This window comes from Hafnia paralvei ATCC 29927 (genome assembly GCF_001655005.1).
Lineage (GTDB): Bacteria > Pseudomonadota > Gammaproteobacteria > Enterobacterales > Enterobacteriaceae > Hafnia > Hafnia paralvei.
This window is the reverse complement of sequence record NZ_LXET01000063.1, coordinates 158,603-180,157: the sequence shown is the minus strand read 5'-3', so window position 1 is coordinate 180,157 and position 21,555 is coordinate 158,603. Positions and strand designations below refer to the sequence as shown.

At 46.4% G+C, this 21,555-nt stretch carries 20 protein-coding genes; 12 read left to right on the top strand and 8 right to left on the bottom strand.

Annotation, left to right across the window (positions count from 1 at the left end; all coding sequences use genetic code 11):
- Window positions 1-347: 347 nt before the first annotated feature.
- Entirely contained in the window at window positions 348-1,040 is a 693-nt protein-coding gene (locus M988_RS20880) for a FadR/GntR family transcriptional regulator (RefSeq protein ID WP_008815695.1), read from the top strand.
- An 11-nt stretch (window positions 1,041-1,051) separates the two neighbouring features.
- A complete protein-coding gene (mdtD, locus tag M988_RS20875; protein ID WP_064575568.1) occupies window positions 1,052-2,491 on the top strand; it encodes a multidrug transporter subunit MdtD in 1,440 nt (479 codons plus the stop codon).
- Here the strand turns inward: mdtD and rbsR are convergent.
- From rbsR to kup, 7 genes are all read right to left on the bottom strand, one after another.
- Window positions 2,466-3,467, bottom strand: a complete 1,002-nt coding sequence (rbsR, locus tag M988_RS20870) for a ribose operon transcriptional repressor RbsR (protein WP_064575564.1) — start codon at window positions 3,465-3,467, stop codon at window positions 2,466-2,468. The genes mdtD and rbsR overlap by 26 nt on opposite strands.
- Before the next feature lie 27 nt (window positions 3,468-3,494).
- Entirely contained in the window at window positions 3,495-4,418 is a 924-nt protein-coding gene (gene rbsK, locus M988_RS20865) for a ribokinase (protein WP_039185028.1), read from the bottom strand.
- A gap of 56 nt (window positions 4,419-4,474) precedes the next feature.
- Window positions 4,475-5,362 carry a ribose ABC transporter substrate-binding protein RbsB gene (gene rbsB, locus M988_RS20860; protein ID WP_008815699.1) on the bottom strand — a complete coding sequence of 296 codons (888 nt, stop codon included), beginning with the start codon at window positions 5,360-5,362 and terminating at the stop codon, window positions 4,475-4,477.
- A gap of 24 nt (window positions 5,363-5,386) precedes the next feature.
- A complete protein-coding gene (gene rbsC / locus M988_RS20855) occupies window positions 5,387-6,367 on the bottom strand; it encodes a ribose ABC transporter permease (protein ID WP_064575559.1) in 981 nt (326 codons plus the stop codon).
- 6 nt (window positions 6,368-6,373) lie between these two features.
- A complete protein-coding gene (gene rbsA / locus M988_RS20850; RefSeq protein ID WP_004093870.1) occupies window positions 6,374-7,879 on the bottom strand; it encodes a ribose ABC transporter ATP-binding protein RbsA in 1,506 nt (501 codons plus the stop codon).
- A 7-nt stretch (window positions 7,880-7,886) separates the two neighbouring features.
- Entirely contained in the window at window positions 7,887-8,306 is a 420-nt protein-coding gene (gene rbsD, locus M988_RS20845) for a D-ribose pyranase (protein ID WP_008815700.1), read from the bottom strand.
- Window positions 8,307-8,584: 278 nt separating this feature from the next.
- Window positions 8,585-10,453 carry a low affinity potassium transporter Kup gene (gene kup / locus M988_RS20840; RefSeq protein ID WP_039185034.1) on the bottom strand — a complete coding sequence of 623 codons (1,869 nt, stop codon included), beginning with the start codon at window positions 10,451-10,453 and terminating at the stop codon, window positions 8,585-8,587.
- Window positions 10,454-10,714: 261 nt separating this feature from the next.
- Here kup and ravA point away from each other — a divergent pair, with 261 nt between their 5' ends.
- Window positions 10,715-12,223, top strand: a complete 1,509-nt coding sequence (ravA, locus tag M988_RS20835; protein WP_008815702.1) for an ATPase RavA — start codon at window positions 10,715-10,717, stop codon at window positions 12,221-12,223.
- A gap of 1 nt (window position 12,224) precedes the next feature.
- A complete protein-coding gene (gene viaA, locus M988_RS20830; protein ID WP_008815703.1) occupies window positions 12,225-13,679 on the top strand; it encodes an ATPase RavA stimulator ViaA in 1,455 nt (484 codons plus the stop codon).
- A gap of 3 nt (window positions 13,680-13,682) precedes the next feature.
- Here viaA and asnA read toward each other — a convergent pair whose 3' ends face one another.
- Window positions 13,683-14,675, bottom strand: a complete 993-nt coding sequence (gene asnA, locus M988_RS20825; RefSeq protein WP_064575557.1) for an aspartate--ammonia ligase — start codon at window positions 14,673-14,675, stop codon at window positions 13,683-13,685.
- Window positions 14,676-14,829: 154 nt separating this feature from the next.
- On the opposite strand from asnA, the gene asnC reads away from it, so the two are divergent.
- The 8 genes from asnC (at window position 14,830) to atpF (ending at window position 21,545) form a co-directional block, all read left to right on the top strand.
- Window positions 14,830-15,291, top strand: coding sequence for a transcriptional regulator AsnC (gene asnC, locus M988_RS20820; protein ID WP_004093884.1), 462 nt, complete (start codon window positions 14,830-14,832; stop codon window positions 15,289-15,291).
- 90 nt (window positions 15,292-15,381) lie between these two features.
- Window positions 15,382-15,825: an FMN-binding protein MioC gene (gene mioC / locus M988_RS20815; RefSeq protein WP_008815705.1), complete on the top strand. Its 444-nt coding sequence runs from the start codon at window positions 15,382-15,384 to the stop codon at window positions 15,823-15,825.
- 386 nt (window positions 15,826-16,211) lie between these two features.
- Entirely contained in the window at window positions 16,212-18,101 is a 1,890-nt protein-coding gene (mnmG, locus tag M988_RS20810) for a tRNA uridine-5-carboxymethylaminomethyl(34) synthesis enzyme MnmG (protein ID WP_008815706.1), read from the top strand.
- A 130-nt stretch (window positions 18,102-18,231) separates the two neighbouring features.
- Complete coding sequence (rsmG, locus tag M988_RS20805) at window positions 18,232-18,852, top strand: 16S rRNA (guanine(527)-N(7))-methyltransferase RsmG (RefSeq protein ID WP_039185044.1); 621 nt, start codon at window positions 18,232-18,234, stop codon at window positions 18,850-18,852.
- 641 nt (window positions 18,853-19,493) lie between these two features.
- Window positions 19,494-19,874, top strand: coding sequence for a F0F1 ATP synthase subunit I (gene atpI / locus M988_RS20800; RefSeq protein WP_004093893.1), 381 nt, complete (start codon window positions 19,494-19,496; stop codon window positions 19,872-19,874).
- A gap of 65 nt (window positions 19,875-19,939) precedes the next feature.
- Window positions 19,940-20,719 carry a F0F1 ATP synthase subunit A gene (gene atpB / locus M988_RS20795; protein WP_004093894.1) on the top strand — a complete coding sequence of 260 codons (780 nt, stop codon included), beginning with the start codon at window positions 19,940-19,942 and terminating at the stop codon, window positions 20,717-20,719.
- A gap of 50 nt (window positions 20,720-20,769) precedes the next feature.
- Complete coding sequence (atpE, locus tag M988_RS20790; protein ID WP_004093904.1) at window positions 20,770-21,009, top strand: F0F1 ATP synthase subunit C; 240 nt, start codon at window positions 20,770-20,772, stop codon at window positions 21,007-21,009.
- 65 nt (window positions 21,010-21,074) lie between these two features.
- Window positions 21,075-21,545: a F0F1 ATP synthase subunit B gene (gene atpF, locus M988_RS20785; RefSeq protein WP_004093905.1), complete on the top strand. Its 471-nt coding sequence runs from the start codon at window positions 21,075-21,077 to the stop codon at window positions 21,543-21,545.
- Window positions 21,546-21,555: the final 10 nt, after the last annotated feature.

Sequence of the window (21,555 nt, the reverse complement as noted above, 5' to 3'; positions counted from 1 at the left end):
CGCCAATCGAACGTAAGTTCTCATTGGCGTGGGCTGCGTATATTACGCTTTTAGCCCGCAGAGTCAAGCATTTATTTTTCAACAAACTGCATAACTCTATAAATCATCTACTGGCTAAGCGATGCTTGCATCGTTGTTCTCAGTCAGTGGTGGCGCATTATAGGGACTTCTGAGCCGGTGACAAGTGTTTATTTCATAAAACTTTTTTAACGTATAATATTTCGGCATTAAGCTTAAAAAACGTAATATATGAGACTCTTTTAACCGAATAAAGCAATTGCTCTTCTCTTTTGTAGGATAAAATAAGAAGGAAACATTGGTAATTATGCCAAATAGGATCTGAAGACATGCAACTCAACGCACAACAACAAGCCGCACAGCGTAATCTTTCCTATTTATTAGCGGAAAAGATTGGGCAGCGCATTCTCTCCGGAGAATATCAAGCAGGGAGTATCCTGCCTGGAGAACTTGAGCTTGGTGACATTTATGGTGTCAGCCGAACCGCCGTTCGTGAGGCTGTAAAAATGTTGGCAGCTAAAGGTATGGTATTACCACGCCCACGTATTGGTACTCGAGTCATGCCAAGCAGCAACTGGAACTTTCTGGATCAGGAACTGTTAACTTGGTGGTTAACTCGCGAAAACTTTGAACATGTAAAAGAACATTTTTTGGTTCTACGTACAGCTCTAGAGCCTCAGGCATGTTTATTAGCGGCACTTCATGCTTCTGATGAACAAAAAGCAGAACTCAGTGCATTAATGGAAGAAATGCGGGAATTAAACACGCGATTTGACCGTGAGCGTTGGATCAAGGTTGACGTTCAATTCCACCAGCTTATCTATAAAGCTAGCGCAAATCCGTTCCTAACCTCTTTCGCGAACCTATTTAGTTCTGTTTACCAGAGCTACTTCCGGGCTATTACCGGCGATGAAGTCATTAAGCTAAGTCTTCATCAAGATATTGTTGACGCTATTTTGACGGGAAACAGTATGACTGCATTTATATCCTGTCAGGCTTTGTTGGGACAAAAAGACGAATAAACGGTACATATATGACGAAAACTGCCCGTAGTATGGCTGGCTTGCCTTGGATCGCAGCCATGGCTTTTTTCATGCAAGCTTTGGACGCAACCATTTTAAATACGGCTATTCCGTCCATTGCGCGTAGTTTGGATCGCTCCCCACTCGCCATGCAATCAGCCATCATTAGCTATACGTTAACGGTCGCGATGCTCATTCCTGTCAGTGGATGGGTTGCTGATAAATTCGGTACGCGTAAAGTATTTATTTTCGCCGTATCTTTGTTTTCTCTTGGGTCGTTATCCTGTGCTCTTTCTGGCTCATTGGCGATGCTAGTATGTTCACGCGTGCTGCAGGGAATTGGCGGCGCGATGATGATGCCAGTGGCACGTCTAGCATTGCTACGAGCCTACCCTCGTAGCGAACTATTACCGGTATTGAACTTCGTCACCATGCCAGGTTTGATTGGTCCAGTCGTTGGGCCAATGCTGGGTGGTTGGTTAGTCACCGTTGCAACCTGGCACTGGATATTTCTAATCAATATTCCGATTGGTGTTGCCGGTATTTTCTACGCTCGCCGTTACATGCCAGATTTCACGACACCGACCAGACGTTTCGACTATGTGGGCTTTTTGGTTTTTGGTTTAAGTTTAGTTTGCCTTTCTACCGGCATGGAGCTGTTTGGCGAGAATGTTCTGCCAATGGTATATGCATGGCTGATATTGTTTGCTGGGGTAGCTCTTCTATTTATCTATGTTCTTCATGCTCGCGTTCACCCGCAGCCACTCATTGACTTACCACTCTTTAAAACACGTACTTTCTCTATCGGCATCATTGGCAACGTAGCATCACGCCTTGGCACTGGCTGTATCCCTTTCCTGATGCCTTTAATGCTGCAAGTCGGTTTCGGTTATTCAGCCATCATTGCGGGTTGTATGATGGCACCAACAGCCATTGGCTCGATAATCGCAAAATCGACCGTGACCGGCGTTTTGCGTCGATTTGGTTATCGCAAGACGCTGGTGTGTGTGACGATGATTATCGGCGTAATGATTGCCCAGTTCTCTCTGCAAACACCTGATATGCCGCTATGGATGTTGGTTTTGCCGCTATTTTTACTGGGCATGGTGATGTCGACTCAATTTACGTCGATGAATACCATTTCATTAGGTGATTTAACCGATAAAAATGCCAGCGCAGGGAATAGTGTTTTAGCAGTGACTCAGCAGCTATCAATTAGTTTTGGGGTCGCTGTCAGTGCAGCGGTATTGCGATTCTACGATTCACTGTCGTTTGGCTCATTAGTCGATCACTTCCACTACACCTTTATTACTATGGGTATAGTGACTATTCTGTCAGCGCTGATCTTCTTAATGCTGCGCCCTACCGATGGCGATGCCTTAATTAAAGGGCGTAAAGCGCAGCTACGTAGAAAAAGTCGAGAGACTAAATCTGCCCAACAGAATCCCTAACCATGAGCTCTGGCGTTAAAACCAGAGTTTGTGGTTCTAGGCTAAGATTCATGAGCCGATGTAAGAGTGTGTCTACAGCTAACTCCCCCAGCTCATCTTTGGGCTGGTGAATGGTGGTTAACGGTGGCGAAAGATACTGAGACATCTCAATATCGTCGTAGCCTATAACAGCGACATCCTCGCCAACTTTTAATCCTGCACGATATAAAGCCTGATAGACACCAACCGCCATCGCATCATTGCCTGTGAATACCGCATGGGGTGGTTCAGGCAGTGCGAGTAACTGATTCATCGCATTAACGCCACCTGAAAACTCAAAGTCACTAAAAATGACATACTCATCAGGAATGGTAATCCCCGCCATCTGCATTTCATGACGGAAACCTTCCAAGCGCTCCCATGCTGGAGTTTTATCTTTTGGCCCAGCGATACAGGCAATTTTGGTATAGCCACGCTCTAACAGATGCCGAGTAGCAATTTGGCCACCGAAAAATGAATTATCTTGGATTACATCATTTGGACCATCGAATACGGCCCAGTCCATCATCACTGTAGGTAATGATGGATAGCGACTCAGCATTTCACGCGCCGGCCGATAGCTCTCCGTGCACATCATCAATAAGCCATCAACGCGCTTTTGCAGCAGCGTCTCTAGACTCTGATTCATACGAGACACATCCCCTTCGGTATTACATAGAATAAGGCTATAGCCACGCTCATAGCAGCTGCGCTCAACGCCACGAACCACTTCAGCAAAAAAAGGGTTGTTACTGGTCGTGACGAGCATACCGATAGTTCGAGTTTGATTGAGCTTTAGACTCCTCGCCAATGCGGAAGGCGCATAGTTAAGCTCTTTGACCGCAGATAGCACTTTGTCGCGCACAGAGTCGCTCACAAAGCGGTTGTTATTGATGACATGGGAAACGGTGGACGTTGATACGCCCGCTAAGCGGGCGACGTCTTTCATGGTGGTCACGCAGAGCTACTCCTAATACCGCGACTCTTAATGTGACTGGAGAAAAGAATCGATCTCTTTGCGCCAAGGAACGGATGGCTGTGCGCCTTCACGCGTAACAGCGATCGCTGCGGCCGCATGTGCAAAACGTACTGCAGCATTAATTTCCACGCCTTCCAACAAGGCGGTCACTAAGGCACCGTTGAACGTATCGCCTGCAGCGATAGTATCGACGGCTTTCACTTTAAATCCGGGAATGGTTTTTCCCTGCTGATTTTGGCTGAGCCATACGCCACGGCTTCCCAAGGTTATCAATACGGTTTTAATTCCTTTTTGATGCAGGATATCTGCCGCACGCTGAGCACCGAGATCATCTTTTACAGCAATACCCGTCAGCTTTTCAGCTTCAGTTTCATTTGGCGTGATGACATCAATATTAGAGAGCAGTTCATCGGGCAGTTCGCGAGCCGGTGCCGGATTTAAAATCACCTGCGTATTGTGCTCGCGAGCTAATTTAGCAGCGGCAATAACGGTTTCTAACGGTGATTCGAGCTGCATCAACAGCGCATCGGCATTTTCTATCAGTTTCTGATGACGAGATAAATAAACAGGTGTTACCGCAGCATTAGCGCCAGCGCTGATACCAATGACATTTTCGCCGTCTTGATTAACAAAAATTAGAGCAACACCGGTGGTTTGTCCCTCAATAGCACCTATTGCTTGAGTATCAATGTTATCACTAGAAAGTTGCTGACAAATGCGTTCACCAATATCGTCCTGTCCAACGCATGCAATAAAGGAAATATCGGCACCGCTACGGCCAGCAGCGACTGCTTGATTAGCGCCTTTACCACCAAACGCCACTTTATATTGCTGACCTAGAACCGTTTCACCTGGGCGAGGGAAGTGTTCAATATTTAAGATATGATCAGCATTAATACTGCCCAACACCACCAATTTGCCTTTTTGCATCTTACCTAATCCCTTAAATGGACACCGCCGCAGAACTGTCTGCGGCGGCGTTTTTATTACTCGGTAACCAGTTTTAGCTCAACAGGGATATTGGCCGGCACTTTCTCACCTTTCAATACTTTATCCGCTGTTTCTACGCCAATTACGCCAATTTGCTCAGGCTGTTGAGCAACGGTTGCACCCAATTTGCCACGCTGAACCGCTTTTACACCATCAGCGGTACCGTCAAAGCCAACGACCAATACATCGCTTTTGCCAGCGGTTTGCAACGCACGTAAAGCACCCAACGCCATTTCATCATTCTGTGCAAATACGGCTTGTACCTGAGGATGCGCAGTCAACAGGTTCTGCATCACGTTCAGACCCTTGGTACGGTCGAAATCTGCAGGCTGACTAGCCAACATATTAAACTTGTGTTCTTCCTGCGCTTTTTTGAAACCGTCGCCGCGCTCACGAGCTGCTGATGTTCCGGCGATACCTTCGAGCTGAATGACTTTGGCATTGTCACCCAACTTCTTCGCGATAAATTCTCCAGCTGCTTTACCACCTGCAACGTTATCAGAAGCGATATGACTCACAACTTCACCTTTGTTCGCTGCACGGTCTAAGGTGATTACCGGAATTTTTGCCTGATTAGCCATCAGAATAGCATTACCGACGGCATCAGAATCAGTTGGGTTAATCAGCATCAATTTGGTACCACGTACCGTTAGATCCTGTACGTTAGCCAACTCTTTTGCTGGGTTGTTCTGAGAATCCAGAATGACCAGTTTATAGCCTAATTTATCCGCTTCTTTCTGTGCACCATCTTTCATGGAGACAAAGAACGGGTTGTTCAGCGTTGATACCACCAGCGCAATGGTATCTTGCGCCATTGCGTTGGCGCTCAGGGTTGCACTTAAAGCGGCCGCGGAGATTAAAGTTGCCAGTTTTTTCATATTCATTATCGTCGTTTCCTGTAGGGAAGATTATTTGTTGCTTTTGTTGTCTACCAGAACCGCCAGCAAAATAACCACTGCTTTAACGATCATTTGGTAGTAAGACGAAACACCCAGTAAGTTCAGCCCATTATTGAGGAAGCCTAAAATCAATGCACCGATCAAAGTCCCCATAATACGGCCTTTACCTCCCGCCAAACTGGTTCCTCCCAGTACAACGGCGGCGATAGCATCCAACTCATAGCCTGTACCCGCCGTTGGCTGCGCTGAGGAAAGACGAGCGACCTCAATCACACCCGCCAAGGCAGAGAGTAAACCACACAGCGAATAAACAATAATTTTGACGCGGTCAACGCTGATACCAGACAAGCGAGTCGCTGACTCATTACCGCCTAGTGCATAGATATAACGACCAAGACGAGTGTGGTGCAGCATGTACCATGCTAACGCAAACACAATAACCATCAGCCAGATAGGTGTAGGTATGCCAAGAGGACGGCCAATACCAAACCAACCGAAGAGATCCGCTGCATCAGAGAAGCCGGTATTGATCGGGCTACCATTGGTGTACACCATCGTGACACCGCGTAATAGCAGCATCATGACCAACGTCGCGATAAATGCCTGAACTTTGCCTTTTGCAACAATCACACCCGTACAGCCACCAATGGCGGCGCCCAAAGCGAGAGCTGCAAATACAGCAATAAATGCATTAACTTCTAATCCAACAATGGAGGCTGCGACAGCGCCAGTTACGGCCAGTAATGATCCAACGGATAAATCAATGCCCGAAGTTAGAATCACCAGCGTCATCCCCACCGCCATAATGGCGTTGACCGACGTCTGCTGCAAAATGTTGAATAGGTTATTGAGCGTAAAGAAGTTAGGGCTCATTGAGGACACTACCGCAATCAGCACCAGCAGGGCGATCAGCGATTTTTGTTCCAGCAACAACGTTTTTAACTGATCTTTACTAAACCCACCTTGTTTCTGGGTTGTCTCGGTGTTCATCTGCGATTACTCCTGCTTCACGCCGTATTGCTTGCCAACGGCGGCTGCCATCAGCACTTCTTGGGTTGCCTGTTCAATAGGGAATTCCCCACTCAGATGACCATCATGCATAACCAAAATACGGTCACTCATGCCAAGCACCTCGGGCATTTCTGAAGACACCAAAATGATGCTCAGACCTTCTTGTTTGAACTGGTTAATAAGTTGGTAAATCTCTTTTTTGGCGCCAACGTCTACACCGCGAGTGGGTTCATCAAGGATCAGAACTTTTGGACGCGTCATGAGGCCACGCGCAATGGCCACTTTTTGCTGATTACCACCAGAAAGTAGTCCAATAGGCTGATCCATTGATGGCGTTTTCACGTTGAATAAGCGCATAAAATCGCTAACGGCCTCTTGCTCTTCGGTGTGTTTGAGTGAGCCATTGGCACGGCTGAAGTAGCGCAATGCGGTAAGCGACATATTTTCTTTAACGGACATCCCCAGAACCAAACCGTCACGCTTACGGTCTTCAGAGATGTAAACAATACCGTTCGCTAAACCATCCTGGGGTGAATGAGTCACGACCTCTCGGCCGTCGAGCATGACAAATCCCTGCTTACGCGGTAACGCGCCATACAGAATCTTCATCAGTTCAGTACGCCCAGCCCCCATCAAGCCAGATACGCCTAAAATCTCTCCGCGATAGAGATCAAAGCTAACGTTTTCAACCCCAGGGCCATACAAGCCTTTCACCTGCAGACGGAGCTCACCACGCGGCTGGTTTAAGCGTGGGTATTGCTCTTCCAGCTTACGACCAACCATCATTTCAATGAGAGAGTCTTCCTGTAACTCACTGACAGGGCGCTCAGCGATAAACTGCCCGTCACGGAAAATAGTGACGTCATCGCAGATCTCAAAGATCTCTTTTAAACGGTGTGAAATGTAAACTATGCCGCGCCCTTCAGCCTTCAGCTCATTAATCACCTTGAACAGTGACTCAGTTTCAGTATCCGTTAAAGCATCTGTTGGCTCATCCATGATGATGACTTTGGATTCAAAGCTCAGCACCTTGGCGATCTCCACCATTTGCTGATCGCCGATGGATAAATCGCCCACCAGCCGATGGCTGCTGTAGCGAATATTTAAACGAGCCAGAAGTTTATCCGCTTCGGCATACATCTTTTTCCAGTCAATACAGCCCAAACGGTTAACAAATTCACGCCCCAAGAAAATGTTCTCGGCAATCGTGAGTTGTGGAATGAGGTTTAATTCTTGGTGAATAATACCGATACCCGCTTCCTGAGAAGACTTAGGGCCATTAAAAACGACCTCTTTACCCAAAAAGTGCTGAGTCCCGGCATCTTTTTGATAGATACCGGTTAACACTTTCATCATCGTGGACTTACCCGCACCATTTTCACCGACTAACGCCATTACGCGTCCCGGATAAACATTTAGCGCGGCACCAGACAGGGCTTTAACCCCAGGAAAGCTTTTATCAATGCCTTTTAAGGCTAATAAAGGTTGCATAGCGGCCTCAGAAGGTTACGCCAGAATAAAGCAGAACATTGGCATAGGGAGAACACTCTCCGCTACGAATGACGGCCTTACTGGCAGAGCTCAGCGCTTTAAATTGCTCATGGCTGACATACTCCACCGTGATGGTATTTCCCTGGTGTTGTTCGAGTTGTTTCAAGTGATCAAGTAACTGTTCATGAATCACGGAGTTATTACTAGGCATCTCTTGCGCAATAACCGCTTTCTCAACCTGCATTTCCTGCGTAATCACACCAACAACCTGCAAAAAACCGGGAACCCCATGAGTCAGCGCTAAATCAATACGCTGAGTCGAATCAGGAATTGGAAGCCCCGCATCACCCACAACAATGGCGTCGGTATGACCTAAACGAGAAATGAGATAGGAAATCTCAGAGTTGAGTAAAGTGCCTTTTTTCATTTATTTGCTCCATCAGCGAAACGTTTCGCTTGAGAGGGAGTTTAGGAGCTAATAAAACACAGACAATAAATAATATGAAGAAATGTGATCTCTATCGAAACGTTTCGCTAGCAGAAGCGTTTCAGCTTATATGCGCCGTTAAGCTGAAACTACTTATTATTTTCTGCGTTTAAGTATTGGTAGAGAAAGCCAACGACGGAAAGGAGTCTCACAAGGTTTGGGGGCGCTGGATGCACATCCCAAACCTTGCGGAAAAACTACCTAGGTATATGCAATGCCTAAATTTCCACCTGCGTACCAAGCTCGATCACCCTGTTTGGCGGGATCTCGAATTGATCGGCAGCCTGCAGTGCATTTCGACTTAAGGCCATAAACAGTTTGCCACGTGCTTTTAAATACCACGGACGATTGCCCAAGATCAGAGATTCGTGAGACATGAAGAACGAGGTTTCCATCATCCGACACGGCAATCCTTCCAAACCACAGCGATGGAAGATTTCTTCTACGTTTGGCGTTTCTTTAAAACCGTAGCTCGCTACGACTCGCCAGAAAGTAGGCGACAGTTGCTCAATGGTCACACGCCGAACATTGTGTACATAAGGAGCATCTTCCGTGCGAAGCGTAAGCAAGATCACCCGTTCATGTAGCACTTTGTTATGTTTGAGATTATGTAACAGCGCAAAAGGAATGACGTTCATCGCTCGCGACATATAGACCGCGGTTCCTTGCACACGAACCGGAGGGGATTTCTCTAATGAGGCAATCATTGCTTCCAAAGAGTTACCATGTTCATGTAAACGACGCAGCAGGCGGAAACGCTCGCTTTTCCATGTGGTCATAATGATGAACATCACAAGCCCCAATGCAAGCGGCAACCAACCACCAGAGAAGAATTTCAGCGCGTTGGCTGTAAAGAGTGGAATATCCATACATAACAGACCCGCGAGCAGAATCATGACCACAAAGCGGTTCCAGTGCCAGTTTTTCACTGCAACGGTACAGCAGAGAATACTGGTTAATACCATGGTTCCTGTCACAGCAATACCGTAAGCCGCAGCCAGATTACTGGAATGTTCGAAGCTCGCGATAACAATAACCACCGAGATATACAGCGCCCAATTGATTGCTGGTATGTATATTTGTCCCGCTTCCATATCAGAGGTATGGATAATGCGCATCGGGGGTAGATAGCCGAGACGAACAGCCTGCCGCGTTAATGAGAAGACGCCAGAAATAACCGCCTGTGAAGCGATAACCGTCGCAAAAGTCGCCAGAATAAGAAGTGGAATCAATGCCCAATCTGGTGCAAGCAAGAAGAACGGGTTTTTAATCGCCTCTGGGTTTTTCAGTAGCAGCGCCCCTTGACCAAAGTAGTTCAGGATAAGAGACGGAATGACAAAGAAAAACCACGCTAAACGAATTGGCTTCTTCCCAAAATGTCCCATATCGGCATACAGAGCTTCAACACCAGTGATAGAAAGCACCACTGCGCCCAATGCGAAGAATGCCATTGAACGATGTTCAACGAAGAATCCAATAGCCCATTTAGGGTTTAGCGCAGTGAGCACTTGCGGGTTATCGATAATACTGCGAGCGCCGAGGATGGCCAACGTGAGAAACCATAGCACCATGACCGGCGCAAAGAGTTTACCGATACTCCCCGTTCCATGTTTTTGAATGAAAAACAGAATGGTCAGAACCAGAATGGAGAGCGGAACAATATAGGGATCAAGAGACGGTGCTGCTATCTCAAGGCCTTCTATTGCTGACATCACCGAAATTGCTGGCGTAATCACCACTTCCCCATAGAAGAAGCTGCCACCAATTAACCCCAAGATCACTAATATTGCCGTCACTTTAGGTGCAGTATTCCGCCCCGCTAATGACATTAGGGTTAATATCCCCCCTTCGCCGGCATTATCTGCGCGCATAACGAAAGTTAAGTATTTAAGGGATACAATCAGGATCTGCATCCAGAAAATCAGTGAAAGAAAACCAAATACTATTTCTGGCTCAACACTAAAACCGTAGTGGCCAGAAAAACACTCGCGTAAGGTATATAACGGACTCGTACCTATATCGCCATACACTACACCGATTGCGGCCAGTGTGACTGTCGTTAATGAACGTTTATGCTCTGAACTCATAACTTGTTTCTTTTGCTGTAACATCTATAAGCGATGCGTGTACTGACAGACCGAGCGCTTATAAGAAACGCACAGTATGCATAAATCAGCACAATTTCCTACTATTTAGGATAAAGGAAATATGACTGAGCCTAGGGTAACCGGCCTATAACAAGCTTAGAAAGGTTTAAAAAAATCAACAAGCTAAGCAGTAAAATAAAGCTGGTCAACGCGCCAAGAAGTCGATAAAACAAAACAATCCTTGTTATGAATGGGACCATTATGACGCAATCTAGCCAATTGGCCGAACGTATTTCACGGCTCAGCCATGCTTTGGAAAACGGACTTTACGAACGACAAGAGGCCATCCGCCTATGTCTACTCGCTGCTCTATGCGGTGAAAGCGTGTTTTTACTGGGTCCGCCGGGAATTGCAAAAAGCCTGATCGCCCGTCGTTTAAAATTTGCGTTTCGCCATGCTCGCGCATTTGAATATCTCATGACTCGCTTTTCAACTCCGGAAGAAGTTTTCGGCCCACTGTCTATTCAGGCTCTCAAAGATGAAGGTCGCTACTTACGTTTAACCCACGGATATTTGCCAGAAGCCGAAATCGTATTCTTGGACGAAATTTGGAAAGCAGGGCCTGCCATTTTAAATACCTTGCTTACCGCGATTAACGAGCGACGCTTTCGTAATGGGGACAGTGAAGACCCCATTCCTATGCGTTTGTTGGTTACCGCATCTAACGAACTTCCTGAAGCAGACAGTAGCCTAGAAGCATTATACGACCGTATGCTTATTCGACTCTGGCTGGATAAGGTGCAAGAAAAACAAAACTTCCGCGCGCTAATCACCAGCAGTCAGGATGAAAACGCAAATCCTGTTCCTGAAGCATTAAGTATCTCAGATGAGGAGTTTTATGCTTGGCAGCCGCAAATAGGCAAAGTCACATTACCGACTCACTGCTTCGAGCTCATTTACCAACTTCGTCAAAGAATCAATACGCTAGATGATGCGCCATATATCTCTGACCGTCGCTGGAAAAAAGCGCTTCGCCTGCTACAAGCCTGTGCGTTTTTCAGCGGCCGCTCGGAGCTGGCACCACTCGATCTTATTTTGCTCAAAGATTGCCTATGGCATGACTTTGCATCACGACAGATGCTAAATCAGCAAATTCAACAAATGCTGACCGATCAGGCTTATCAACAACAAAACCTGTTATTGCAGCTACAGCAGGCCGAGGCAAATTGGTTACAGTCGCAACGTGACCAAAGCCAACAGCAAGCAATGACTCTGCCAGTAAAGTCAGGCTTATTTAACCGTAAGCAGGTGCACTCTTTGCCAGACGATTTCCCTGTAGGCAAAGTCACGTTAATGCTATTTAAGCCATTAAAAATTCACGATATGCAAGTAACCCATATCGTGACGGATTCAGGCGACCTATCCCGCTGGTTACAAAAAGGAGGGGAGTTCCGTGCCAAACTCAACGGTATTGGATTTGCCCTGCCTGTAGACATCACGTTAGACGACAAGCACCAATTACAGGTGCGTGATGTAAGTTATCAAAGCACTATGCTTTCACTGCCGGGAAAAAGAAACGGTGACGTTCCCGCAGACGTTCAAGAAAAAATCCAGCAGATAGAAAATACGCTAGCTGAACAACGCCGATTGTTCGCTTCACACCAGCCTTGCTTATTTGTAAGTAGTGATTGGTTAGCGCAAATTGAAGCCAGTCTGGCCGGTATCGATGAAAAGTTGCGTACTTTAAAAACAACCTTAAAGGGCGCGTGAAATGCCGAGTCTTGAAGCCGTCGAAGCTTTTTTGGTCGTCAATGAAAACGAGCTAATGCAGGATTTTTTAATTGGATTGATGGCGGCTCCGCAGCTGGCTGTCTTTTTTGAAAAATTTCCGCGTCTGCGTACGATCCTTGAAGGCGATCTCCCTAGTTGGCGACGACGCTTAGAGCAAAGGATCAAAGACACTTCTGTGCCGGACGATCTAGCGCGTGAATTCACTCTTTATCAACACCAGCTCGGCTTACAAAGTTCGGACTTCTTCCAACAACTCCCGAACACTTTGGCCACCTTACGCGAGCAAGAATCGCCTTTTATCTATGAGGCGGACTCACTATGTCCCGAAGGTAGCGCTCCCCGTAGCATTAGTTTCCAAACCTTATTTTTACAACGCTGGCGCTTAAGTTTGATAGCAAGAACGCTGACATTACATCATCAGGTGTTAGACGAAGAACGCGAGCTATTACAGGCCGAATTACAGCAACGTATGCAAATCAGCGGTGCACTTGAGCCCGTGCTGGTGGATAACGAAAACGCTGCAGGTAAGCTATGGGACTTAAGCCGCGGAGAACTGCACCACGGCGACTATCAACTGATGGTGCAATATGGTGATTTTCTTGCTCAGCAACCAGAATTAAAAAAGCTGGCAGAACAGCTGGGACGTAGCCGAGCGTCTACTGCCGAAGATAAGCAGAGTACCGAGCAGGAGACCGCTCGAGTCATGGTGCGAGAACCGGCCATCATGCCGGAGGAAGTCAGCGGTATTCATCAAAGTGACGATATTTTACGTCTTTTACCCACAGAGCTTTCTATGCTTGGCATGGATGAACTGGAGTTTGAATTCTATCGCCGATTACTCGAAAAACGTCTGCTGAGCTATCGTCTACAGGGTGACGTATGGCGTGAACAGGAGTTTCAGCGTCCGATCACCTATCAGAAAACACACCAACAGCCACGCGGTCCTTTTATTGTTTGCGTGGATACCTCCGGCTCCATGGGAGGCTTCAACGAACAATGTGCAAAAGCATTTTGCTTGGCGCTACTGCGCGTAGCTCTTGCGGATAACCGACGCTGCTACATCATGCTATTTTCCAGCAGCGTCGTGCAGTATGAGCTAACCGCAGATTCAGGTATTGATCAGGCAATTCGTTTTCTCTCTCAGCGATTTAGAGGAGGGACGGATTTGGCCCAATGTTTGTCATATACCGTAGCTATGATGAAACAATCGGCATGGAAACAGGCTGACGCAGTCGTTATCTCTGACTTTATCGCCCAACGATTACCTGAAGAGATGGTGAAGCAGATCCGCCAGCTACAACAAAATAATAGCCACTGTTTTCACGCAGTGGCTATGTCTGAGCACGGCAAACCCGGCATTATGAAGATCTTTGATCACATCTGGCGTTTTAACACCGGGATCAAAGGGCGCCTTTTGCGCCGTTGGAAACGCTAGCGATTACAGCAACGCATCAACTTGTTCACGAACTTCTGGCGCCCAAACACCGCACTGAACCTGACCAATATGCTTCTGTTTCAGCATCAGCATAACCAGACGAGACTGGCCGATGCCGCCGCCAATAGTCTGCGGCATCTCGCCACGAACCAGCGATTGATGCCACTCAAGCTTCATACGCTCTTCATCATCAGTTAGCGACAGCTGGCGCTTCAGAGTATCGGCATCAACACGGATCCCCATAGAAGAAAGCTCAAACGCATCTTCTAATACGGGGTTCCACACCACGATATCACCGTTTAAACCGGCAAAGCCCTCTTCACCAACCGAGGTCCAATCATCATAGTCCGGAGCACGAACATCGTGTGGCTTACCATGAGACAGCTTGCCGCCGATCCCAATCAGGAATACAGCACCAAATTCTTTGGCAATGGCACGCTCGCGTCCTTTAGCATCCAGATCAGGGAAACGACGTAGCAGCGTTTCGCTGTGAATAAAGTGGATCTCTTCCGGTAAGGAAGGTTCGATACCAAACTCTGCGGCAACTTCCGCTTCGGTCGCCTTCATCGCAGCATAGATTTTACGCACGGTTTCCTTCAAGAATTCAGGCGTACGCTGACCGTCGCCCATCACTCGCTCCCAGTCCCACTGATCAACGAAAACCGAGTGAATAGGAGTCAAGCGATCTTCATCCGGACGTAAGGCTTTCATATGGGTATATAAGCCTTCACCTGGGCCGAAATCATGCATACCGAGTGTCTTACGTTTCCACTTAGCCAATGAATGCACGACTTCAAACGTATCTTTCGGTAGCGTTTTCACTTTTACCTGCACTGCCTTTTCACATCCAGACAGGTTGTCCTGTGTGCCATCGCCCAAACGGCTCAGAATTGGCGCTTGAACTTCAATTAGACCTAGCTGTTTTTCCAACTGACGAGAGAAGGAAGATTTTACGAAGCTGATTTGTTGTTGTTTTTGTATAAATTGTTTTTTCATTGCCGTTCTCACATTAACCTGTCTTTGTTAAAACAGATTAAGCAACAGAATGGTATCAAGATTCAATATCCAACAATAAATATTGCCTTTTAGGTTTTATTCCATCATTTTCTAAAGGGTAAAAATAACAAATCGCTAAAAAAGAGGTGATAAATTGGCAGAAATTTACCAGATCGATAATCTCGATCGCGGCATCCTGAACGCATTAATGGAAAATGCCCGCACGCCTTACGCTGAATTAGCCAAGGTATTCAACGTAAGCCCTGGAACTATCCACGTTCGCGTAGAGAAAATGAAACAGGCAGGGATCATTACCGGCGCTTGCATACAGGTGAGCCCAAAAAAATTGGGTTACGACGTTTGCTGCTTTATCGGCATCATTTTAAAAAGTGCTAAAGACTATCCTTCAGCATTAGCACGATTAGAAAGTCTAGAAGAAGTGGTCGAGGCCTACTACACCACTGGGCACTACAGCATCTTTATTAAGGTCATGACACGATCAATTGACGCGCTACAGCATGTACTTATCAACAAGATCCAAACCATTGATGAGATCCAATCAACAGAAACGCTGATCTCCTTACAGAATCCGATTATGCGCGATATTACCCCCTAAGTTATTTTCTTTCATACCCACATTATCCACAGGTAGATCCCAGACCTTTCCCGGCGTACAATAGCCGCCTTTATAAAGGTTGGGATCGTTATGGCTGATATTACTCTGATCAGTGGCAGTACTTTAGGTAGTGCCGAATACGTAGCTGAACATCTAGCTGAAAAGCTAGAAGAGCAGGGTTATTCAACTGAAACTCTTCACGGACCCGAACTTGATGAAGTTCCATTGCAAGGTATTTGGCTGGTGGTCACTTCGACTCATGGGGCGGGTGAGCTTCCAGATAACCTTCAACCTTTATTTGAACAGATTGAAACCCAACAACCCGATCTGACTCGGGTTCGTTTTGGCGCAGTCGGAATTGGAAGCAGCGAGTACGACACTTTCTGTGGTGGGATCAAAATAGTGGATCGAGTTTTGATCGCATCAGGAGCGCAACGGATCGGTGAAGTACTCGAGATCGATGTGACTAAACACGAGATTCCTGAAGATCCCGCTGAGATTTGGCTCACGAATTGGGTCAAAGTTATCAATTAAGCGTACAAATTGTGCGATCGGTATGTGGATAACTAGGCTTAAATAGGTCTAATAACCGGTAGTTATCCCAAGAACAACCCTTGTACGTTTTTCAGGCTGTGTATAAAATGCCATTTAGATCCCAGCTTATACGGTTTGGGATCACCGATCATCCACAGTAAATGATCCACACTAGATGATTGATCTTAATATTGAAATTTGGCTTATCCACAGAGGATCATGATCCTAGTAGTAAGATCTAATAAAAAGATCCTTAAATAAAAAGATCTTTTTAATACTTAGTGATTCTCCTACCCGTTTGACCTTCCTCTAAACTTGAGTAGAATCCCCACCCCAAGGCAAAAACGATCGTTCATAGCCTTCCGGTTTTCGCGAGGTGCAGTACCATGTTCTATCCAGATATTTTTGACGTCATCATCATCGGTGGTGGCCATGCAGGTACAGAAGCTGCAATGGCATCAGCCCGCATGGGGCGTCAAACTCTATTATTAACGCATAACATTGATACGCTTGGACAAATGTCCTGTAACCCTGCGATCGGTGGTATCGGAAAGGGACATCTGGTTAAAGAGGTTGATGCGTTAGGTGGCCTAATGGCAACCGCAATTGACCACGGCGGTATTCAGTTTAGGATACTAAACAGCAGCAAGGGACCCGCTGTAAGAGCAACCCGTGCTCAGGCTGACCGCGTGCTATACCGTCAGGCCGTTCGTACTGCATTGGAAAACCAACCCAATTTAATGATCTTCCAGCAAGCTGTTGAAGATCTGATTGTTGAAAACGATCGTGTCGTCGGCGCTGTAACCCAGATGGGACTAAAGTTCCGTGCTAAAGCGGTTGTCTTGACCGTAGGGACTTTCCTCGACGGCAAAATCCATATTGGTTTGGAAAATTACAGCGGGGGTCGTGCCGGTGATCCTCCCGCAATTGCACTTTCTCGCCGTTTGCGTGAATTGCCACTGCGAGTCAACCGCTTGAAAACCGGTACGCCACCCCGTATTGATGCAAGAACGATTGATTTCTCGGTATTAGCACCGCAATACGGTGATAATCCATCTCCGGTATTCTCGTTTATGGGAAACGCATCCCAGCACCCTGAACAAATGCCGTGCTACATCACTCATACCAATGAGCGTACCCATGAAGTGATCCGAAATAATTTGGATCGTAGCCCAATGTATGCCGGGATCATCGAAGGGATCGGACCTCGTTATTGCCCTTCTATCGAAGATAAAGTGATGCGTTTTGCCGATCGCAATGCGCATCAGATCTTCCTTGAGCCAGAGGGATTGACCAGCAACGAAATTTATCCAAACGGTATTTCGACGAGTCTGCCATTTGATGTTCAGATGCAAATTGTACGTTCGATGGAAGGTATGGAAAATGCGCGCATTGTTCGTCCTGGATATGCCATTGAATACGATTTCTTCGATCCGCGTGATTTGAAACCGACACTTGAAAGCAAATTTATTCAGGGTTTGTTCTTTGCTGGACAGATTAACGGCACTACCGGATATGAAGAAGCGGCTGCCCAAGGACTGTTAGCGGGTCTTAATGCGGGTCGCTTTGCCAATGAAGATGAAGGTTGGTCACCACGTCGTGATCAGGCCTATTTAGGTGTATTGGTGGACGATCTGTGTACCTTAGGTACCAAGGAACCCTACCGCATGTTCACTTCACGTGCTGAGTATCGTTTGATGCTACGTGAAGATAACGCCGATTTGCGCTTAACGGCTATTGGCCGAGAGCTTGGTCTGGTTGATGACGTTCGCTGGACGCACTTTAATCAGAAGCTGGAAAATATCGAACGTGAGCGTCAACGGCTACGTGAAATCTGGGTACACCCTAATTCTGAGCAAGTTGCTGAGCTGAACACGTTGTTGAAAGCCCCATTATCACGTGAGGCCAACGGCGAAGATCTTCTGCGCCGCCCTGAAATTGATTATACCAAGTTAACCCAGTTAGCTCCTTTTGCTCCCGCGCTAGATGATGAGAAAGCAGCCGAGCAAGTTGAAATTCAGGTCAAATACGAAGGCTACATTGCGCGTCAGCAGGAAGAGATTGAAAAACATCTGCGCAATGAAAATACCTTGCTGCCCGCGGATTTGGATTACTCTCTGGTTTCAGGTCTTTCTAACGAAGTTATCGCGAAACTTAACGATCATAAGCCAAGTTCTATTGGCCAAGCATCGCGAATTTCAGGGATCACTCCTGCGGCTATTTCCATTTTGCTTATTTGGCTAAAAAAGCAGGGCTTATTGCGCCGGAGTGCATAAATCTGCATAAAACCGCACCAAACGGTGCGGTTTTTTTATAGCTAAGCTTCACTATGTCATCTTTTCGCTGCATCATACCGTATTAGGCCTTTTTATTGGCTGATGTCGATGTCTGACTGAGGATTCTTCTGTGCAAAAACAACTCGATACGCTGCTGGCTCAGGCTGGGATTTCGCTAACCGATCAGCAAAAACAACAGCTTCTAGGTTATGTAGGCTTGTTGGATAAATGGAATAAGGCTTATAACCTGACTTCTGTGCGTGATCCTAAAGAGATGTTAGTGCGTCATATCCTCGACAGCATCGTGGTTAACCCTTTCTTGCAAGGCAACCGCTTTATTGATGTCGGAACAGGTCCTGGTCTACCGGGGATCCCGTTAGCGATTGTTCGTCCAGAATCCCATTTCACCCTCCTAGATAGTTTGGGTAAACGCGTGCGTTTTCTGCGCCAAGTACAGCATGAATTGAAGCTAACCAACATTGAGCCAGTGCAAAGTCGTGTGGAAGCGTTCTTACCGGAACCACCGTTTGACGGTGTTATCAGTCGTGCATTTGCTTCACTGCAAGACATGCTTTCTTGGTGTCATCATTTGCCAAAGGCTGAGTCTGGCCGCTTTTACGCGTTGAAAGGTGTTCGTCCTGATGACGAGCTATCCCAGCTTCCAAATGGCGTTGAGCTAGTTTCCGTTGAGCGTTTGCATGTGCCTACGCTTGATGGTGAAAGACATTTGGTCATTCTCAAAACAAACTAATTTTGTCTTTTGTCAAAAAAAGTTAAGAAAGTTACCGATGAAAACTAACCATTAATACACTAAATCATTAGCGTGGTAGCTTTTTGTTTTTTACTTTTATTTCACATATAAGCGTTTTAAACGATTAAATTATTGGTATTCAGGTTCTCCATTAACGTGATTTAATTAATTTCATCGACTAATTCAACGTGGATTAGAGGTAGGAATAAACAATTAAAGTTGTCTGATTTGTCAATAATATGTTTCGTTCCGGTTTGATAAATGAAGCTCAAATATTCAAAATTTAACGTTATGATTTTAAATAGTTTAAAGCGCTCATTTAGCTAAAACGGGGTGAGAGACCACATGGTATATAAGACTTCTCTGTTTTTATTTTTGTGATCTGTGATCACCCGTGGATTGTAATGGTGGAATTGTCGGACAAAGGAATGAGATATGATATTCTGATGATTCTTAGTGATCGTAGTTAAAAGGTGAAAATATTTAATTTATTATTCACTTTTTCGCTACTTATCCATTGAATTTGCTGGTGTGAACCGTATAATTTGCACGTTTTTCTAGCTTGACTCGGCCTCGTAAAGGCAGTTTTATTACGTCACTCAATCAGCATACCCTAAAGGGGTACGGAGAGAGCAAACGTCATGTCTGTAACGCTTTTTAACGGCAAGGCAGCGCGAAAATTACTGGCTCTGCAGTTACTGACTTTTGTTCTGTTCGGCATCGGCTTTGCAACTAAAGAGATAAGCTGGGGTTATTCAGCCGTTCTCGGCGGATTGTCAGCGTGGTTGCCAAGCGTCGTTTTCATGCTGTTTGCTTTGCGTCATCAAGCTCATACTCCAGCAGGAGGCCGAGTAGCATGGTCTTTTGCTATTGGTGAGGCGTTAAAGGTCGTCAGCACGATTGTACTCATGATCGTGTCACTGGGGTGGTTTAAGGCGGCGTTATTCCCGCTTGGCCTGACTTATATCGCTGTGTTGGTTGTTCAAATCGTGGCACCAGCAATGATAGGTCGTAGCAACTGACCTGTTATAAACGGCCTTAATTAAAACAGTTACCGTACTTAACTACTTAAAGGGTAAGAGGCATCATGTCTGCAGGAGAAATCTCTACGCCACAAGAGTATATCGGTCACCATCTGACACAGCTTCAGATTGGGACGGGATTTTGGTCGATTAACATTGACTCAATGTTTTTCTCCGTTGTCCTCGGCCTACTCTTCTTGGTTATCTTCCGCAAAGTGGCTAAAAACGCGACTAGCGGTGTTCCGGGTAAATTACAGTGTGCGGTTGAGCTGGTTGTCGGCTTTGTCGATAGCAGCGTGCGCGACATGTATCATGGTAAAAGCAAGGTTATTGCCCCTCTGGCTCTAACGGTGTTTGTCTGGGTTTTCCTGATGAACCTGATGGATCTGCTGCCAATCGACTTCTTGCCTTATATCGGTGAGCATGTTCTTGGTTTACCAGCGTTGCGCGTCGTTCCTACTGCTGACGTAAACATCACGTTGTCTATGGCTCTGGGCGTATTCATTCTGATTCTGTTCTACAGCATCAAGATGAAAGGTGTGGGCGGTTTCGTAAAAGAACTGACCATGCAGCCGTTTAATCATCCTGTATTTATTCCTATCAACCTTATTCTGGAAGGCGTCAGCCTGTTGTCTAAGCCAGTTTCACTGGGTTTGCGACTGTTCGGTAACATGTATGCCGGCGAGCTGATTTTCATCCTGATTGCCGGTCTGTTGCCGTGGTGGTCACAGTGGGTGCTCAATGTTCCATGGGCTATCTTCCACATCCTGATTATTACGCTGCAAGCCTTTATCTTCATGGTTCTGACGATCGTCTATCTCTCGATGGCGTCTGAAGAGCACTGATATTTTTAATAACACTACTGCGTTTAAACTGAAACAAACTGGAGACTGTCATGGAAAACCTGAGTATGGATCTGCTGTACATGGCTGCCGCTGTGATGATGGGTTTAGCGGCAATCGGTGCTGCGATCGGTATCGGCATCCTGGGTGGTAAATTCCTGGAAGGCGCTGCACGCCAACCTGACCTGATTCCTCTGCTGCGTACACAGTTCTTTATCGTTATGGGTCTGGTGGATGCTATCCCAATGATCGCTGTTGGTCTGGGTCTGTACGTCATGTTTGCTGTCGCGTAAAAGAGCCTCGGCTCTTCTACCGTAAAGAAACACATACCAATTAACTATTTAAGAGGCATTGTGCTGTGAATCTTAACGCAACAATCCTCGGCCAGGCCATCGCGTTCATTTTGTTCGTATGGTTCTGCATGAAGTATGTATGGCCTCCAATTATGGATGCCATCGAGAAACGTCAAAAAGAAATTGCTGACGGTCTCTCTAGTGCAGAACGTGCGAAGAAAGATTTGGACTTAGCTCAAGCCAATGCGACCGACCAGCTGAAAAAAGCTAAAGCCGACGCTCAGGTGATCATTGAACAAGCGAACAAACGCAAAGCTCAAATCATCGACGAAGCTAAAGTAGAAGCTGAGCAGGAACGTAATAAAATTGTGGCGCAGGCGCAGGCTGAAATCGACGCAGAACGTAAACGCGCTCGTGAAGAGCTGCGTAAGCAAGTCGCTACGTTGGCTATTGCTGGTGCCGAGAAAATTATCGAACGTTCCGTGGATGAAGCTGCTAACAGCGACATCGTTGATAAACTGGTCGCTGAACTGTAAGGAGGGAGGG